Source organism: Brevundimonas sp. CURTG3B2_SDJG (assembly GCF_057364705.1).
The window spans coordinates 1-4,294 of sequence record NZ_JBNFOJ010000237.1 but is presented as its reverse complement, the minus strand read 5'-3'; the positions used below and the strand labels follow the sequence as shown (position 1 = coordinate 4,294).

At 68.0% G+C, this 4,294-nt stretch carries 5 protein-coding genes and 1 pseudogene; 1 reads left to right on the top strand and 5 read right to left on the bottom strand.

The features are described from left to right. Positions 1-131 precede the first annotated feature (131 nt). From AC2W7C_RS14035 to thpR, 4 genes and pseudogenes are all read right to left on the bottom strand, one after another. A complete protein-coding gene (locus AC2W7C_RS14035) occupies positions 132-797 on the bottom strand; it encodes an NAD-dependent epimerase/dehydratase family protein (RefSeq protein ID WP_486001991.1) in 666 nt (221 codons plus the stop codon). A 163-nt stretch (positions 798-960) separates the two neighbouring features. After that, a pseudogene (locus AC2W7C_RS14030) lies at positions 961-1,362 on the bottom strand (NAD-dependent epimerase/dehydratase family protein); the annotation flags it as partial. A gap of 110 nt (positions 1,363-1,472) precedes the next feature. After that, positions 1,473-1,997 (bottom strand): GNAT family N-acetyltransferase, encoded by a 525-nt coding sequence (locus AC2W7C_RS14025; RefSeq protein ID WP_486001990.1) that lies wholly within the window; start codon positions 1,995-1,997, stop codon positions 1,473-1,475. 11 nt (positions 1,998-2,008) lie between these two features. Continuing rightward, positions 2,009-2,548, bottom strand: a complete 540-nt coding sequence (gene thpR, locus AC2W7C_RS14020; RefSeq protein WP_486001989.1) for an RNA 2',3'-cyclic phosphodiesterase — start codon at positions 2,546-2,548, stop codon at positions 2,009-2,011. Positions 2,549-2,675: 127 nt separating this feature from the next. Here thpR and AC2W7C_RS14015 point away from each other — a divergent pair, with 127 nt between their 5' ends. Further along, complete coding sequence (locus tag AC2W7C_RS14015; protein ID WP_486001988.1) at positions 2,676-3,425, top strand: Bax inhibitor-1/YccA family protein; 750 nt, start codon at positions 2,676-2,678, stop codon at positions 3,423-3,425. A gap of 53 nt (positions 3,426-3,478) precedes the next feature. Here the strand turns inward: AC2W7C_RS14015 and AC2W7C_RS14010 are convergent, their stop codons facing one another. Continuing rightward, complete coding sequence (locus AC2W7C_RS14010; protein ID WP_486001987.1) at positions 3,479-3,811, bottom strand: DUF2794 domain-containing protein; 333 nt, start codon at positions 3,809-3,811, stop codon at positions 3,479-3,481. Positions 3,812-4,294 lie beyond the last annotated feature (483 nt).

The following is a 4,294-nucleotide window of genomic DNA, read 5'->3' as shown; positions in this document are numbered from 1 at the left end:
CTCCGGATCACGCGAAGGTGGCGACCGCCCGCCCGCCACGGCCAGGGGCCTCGCGTGCAGCGGCCCGGCCCAGCCAACCGCCGCCGAACACCAGAAGGGACATAGGCCGGGCGACGTCGCTCATGAATATCCTAGGCGGACCGAACGCGCCGCGCGGGGGCCGGCGAAGCTTCCGTCGGCTCGGTCGTGAGCGCCTGGGCGCGGCGGCTGTTCCAGCTGGAGATGCAAGGGATCTTGGCCAGGTCGGCGCGATAGGCGTAGCGGCGGGCGACCTCGGTGACGTCCTGCAACAGCCCCTCGGCCAGGGTGATGGGCTTCAGGCCCAGTTCGCGGAACTGGTCGTTGGCGACGACCAGTTCGTTCTCGTCGGCTTCCTGGCGCGGATTGGGGACATTGCGGACCTCGGCGCCGGTCATGCCGGCGACCATGGCGGCCAGGTCGCGGACGCGACGGCTCTCGGTCATCTGGTTCAGGATCTTGACCCGATCGCCGGCCTTGGGCGGGTTCTTCAGGGCCAGCTCGACGCAGCGGACCGTATCCTGAATATGAATGAACGCCCGCGTCTGGCCGCCGGTGCCGTGCACGGTCAGGGGATAGCCGACCGCCGCCTGCATCAGGAAACGGTTCAAGACCGTTCCATAGTCGCCGTCGTAGTCGAAGCGGTTGATCAGGCGTTCGTCCTTGCGGGTCTCCTCGGTCTGGGCGCCCCAGACGATGCCCTGGTGCAGGTCGGTGATCCGGACGCCGTCGTTCTTGGCGTAGAACTGGAACAGCAGGGCGTCCTGGGTCTTGGTCATGTGGTAGATCAACCGGGTTCGGCGGGAACAGGATCTCCTGCTCGGCTGGTCCGAAGTCGGTGTCGACGGTGACCTTCAGATAGCCCTCGGGGATGCGCAGGCCGGCGGTGGTGTAGCCGTAGACCCCCATGGTCCCCAGGTGGGCCAGATGCACGTCCAGCCCGCTCTCCACGATGGCCGCGAGCAGGTGGTTGGTGGCGTTCAAGTTATTGTCGACAGTGTACAATTTATGCCGCGCCGATTTCATGGAATAGGGCGCGGCGCGCTGTTCGGCGAAGTGGACGACGCTGTCGGGCCTCCACTCTCGGATCAGGGCGACCAGACGGTCGAACTCCTTGCCGACGGTCATGTTGACGAACTCGATCGTCCGGCCCGAGACCTCCTTCCAGGCGGCGATGCGCTCGCCCATGGTGCGGATGGGGGTCAGGGACTGAACCTCCAGTTCGTTGTCGATGTTGCGGCGGCTCAGGTTGTCGACGATCAGGACGTCCCAGCCGCGCGCCGACAGATGGAGCGCCGTGGGCCAGCCGCAAAAGCCGTCCCCGCCCAGAACCAGTACGCGCATCGATCTACCCTTCCGTTTCCCTGCCCTTGCCTAGCTTGGAACGGGCGAGGCTCAAAGCGTGGCCTTGTAACGCAAGGCAAAGCGGCTTTCCGGCGTGGGACGAGCGGACGCTACCCTCTCCTCGCCCGCCATTCCTCGCGAGTCTGGCCCCAGCGGTCGACCGGCAGGTCTTGGAACGGCGGCGGCATGCGGGTCGGACCCTGGTTGTAGGAGCCGACGCGCTCGGCCAGCTTCTGCGACGGGACGTTGTCGGGGTCGATGCAGTGGATGACCTCGGTCCAGCCCAGGACGTCGAAGGCGTACTCGATGGCCGCCGTGGCCGCCTCGACGCCATAGCCCTTGCCCTGGGCGTCCGGATGCAGGCCCCAGCCGACTTCGGTCCCCGGCCAGTCGTGGGGACGCCAGGGCCCGATCCGGCCCAGCCACAGGCCGCTGGACCGCTCGATCAACGAGAACATCGACACCCCGGTCAGGCTCCAGGCGCCGGCCATGGTCATGAAGCCGCGCCAGGCGGTCGCCGCCGGCTGAGCGCCGCCCAGGAATTTGGCCGCCTCCGGGTCGGCCATCATCTCGGCCCAGCGCGGGAAGTCCTCAAGGGCGATGGGGCGCAGGGTGAGGCGTTCGGTCTGGATCACCGGTCCGGTCGTCAAAGCAGATACTCCCTCTCGAGCTGATACTGGCTGCCGTCCGAGGTCAGGACGCTGGAATACAGGCCGAAACGGTCCACCGGGATCGGGGGCGAGCGCAGCAGGTTGTGGCCGGCGATCCAGGCGCCCACCCGGTCGGGATTCGTCTGGGGCTTCAGATAGGCCAAGGTGACGTGGGGGCGGTAGTCGCGCCGGTCCATGACCAGGCCGGCGCGCTCGCCGGCGGCGCGGCAGCGCCCGGCCAGCACGGTCAGCCGCTCGTTGGCCTCGACGCCGGCCCATAGGGTATGGCTGCGGTGGGTGTCGCCGAAGGCGCCGACGCCGGACAGGGCGATCTGGAACGCCCCCCCGGTCGCGGCCCGCTGCAGTTCGGCCGCCAGGTCGTCGGCCCGGCGCTCGTCGATCTCGCCGTAGAAGGCCAGGGTGACGTGAAGCTGCTCCTCGGTGCGCCATTTCGCGCCGGGCAGGCCGGTCTGGCGACGCTTCAGCGTCTCGGCCACGTCCCAGGGGACCGACAGGGCGGTGAACAGCCGGATCATGCGACCGTTGGTAGCGGGTCCGACGCGGAGCCCCAAGTCCGGTTTTCCTTGCGGAGCGGCGAAGCCGCCCCGATATTCAGGAGCAACCGGACCCGCTTCCGGATTTTATTGGGAGACCGAACTCGCGATGAGCGACTTCAACAACGGCTACGCCCGTCAGGTCCCGCAGTCGGCCGACATGTCGGTGGACGCGGGCCTGCGCAGCTTCATGCTGGGCGTCTACAACAAGCTGGCCATCGGCCTGGTGGTCGCCGGCGCCCTGGCCTGGGTGGTCGGCAACGTCGAGGCGGTCCAGCAGCTCTTCTTCACGACCGGCGCGGACGGCCGCCTGAACATGACGCTGTTCGGCATGGCGGTTCAGTGGTCGCCCCTGATCCTGCTGTTCGGCTCGATGTTCTTCATGAAGAACCCGACGTCCCGCGGCGCCAGCCTGCTCTACTGGGCCGTGGTGGTCTGCATGGGCGCGTCGCTGGGCTGGATCTTCCTCGTCTACACCGGCGGCAGCATCGTCTCGACCTTCCTGGTCACGGCGGCGGCGTTCGGCGGCCTGAGTCTGTACGGCTACACCACCAAGCGCGACCTGGGGCCGATGCGGACCTTCCTGTTCATGGCCCTGATCGGCCTGATCCTGGCTTCGGTCGTCAACATCTTCCTGGCGTCGAGCACCCTCTACTGGATCACGACCTTCGCCGGCGTACTGATCTTCTCGGGCCTGATCGCCTACGACACCCAGCGCCTGAAGATGACCTACTACGCCATCGGCGGCGACCGGAACGCCATGGGCGTGGCCACCAGCTACGGCGCGCTGAGCCTGTTCCTGGACTTCATCAACCTGTTCCTGTTCCTGCTGCGCATCCTGGGCGGCAACCGGAGCTGATCCGGAACACGGAACCGAAAGACGGGGCCTCGGCGGAAACGCCGGGGCCTTTTCTATTCCACGACGGTGAAGCGGCGACTGTCGAAGACGCGCAGCACCTGGGCCAGCTCCCGGCCCCGGCGCAGGATCACCCCGCCCTCGCCGATCACCGCCCATTGGCCCTGTTTCAGGCGCAGGGCGGGACGCTTCTCGATACGGTAGGCGGGCGCGTCGCCGGACCTGCGGAAAACGGCGAACTCGGCCACGTCTCGGTGCCCGGCCATGGCGTAGTCACGCCATTCGCCCGAGGCGACCATCCGGCCGTACACCTTGAGAATCTGGTCCAGCTCGCGCCGGTCGAAGAAGACCGGTCCGGCCTGGGGCTGGGCGTCGGCGGCGTCGCTCATCCCATGAACCTAGTCGCCCGCGCGCCAGGCGCCAGCCCCTCGCGGCGAACGTCGTGTCCGGAACATCGCAATGCGAAGAAATCGCCCGGAACACGAAATCGCCTCCGTTCCGCCCATCGCCCGCCCCCTTGGGGGGCGACATCGGAGACATCGGCTCGTCGGAGTTCGGAGCGATCCCGGATCCTGAACAGCCCCCCCAGCCCCCCTGGATCATTCCATCAAGGGCTTCGGCGGGCCGATGCTTCCTCCAAAGCGAGACGCCCGTTCGCCACCTCCCCCTCCCGGCCGAGCGGGCGTTTTGCTGTCTGGACCCCCGCGAAAGGCGAAGACGGCCCGGATCAGGGCAGGGTCAGGCGAACCGTCTCGTTGTTCCGCTCAACCGACAGGCGGCGCTCGCCCGAGCGCTCCAGCGCGCGGCCCAGGGCCGTCAGGCTGGACACCGCGGCGCCATCGACGGAGCGGACCAGATCGCCGGCGTCGCCG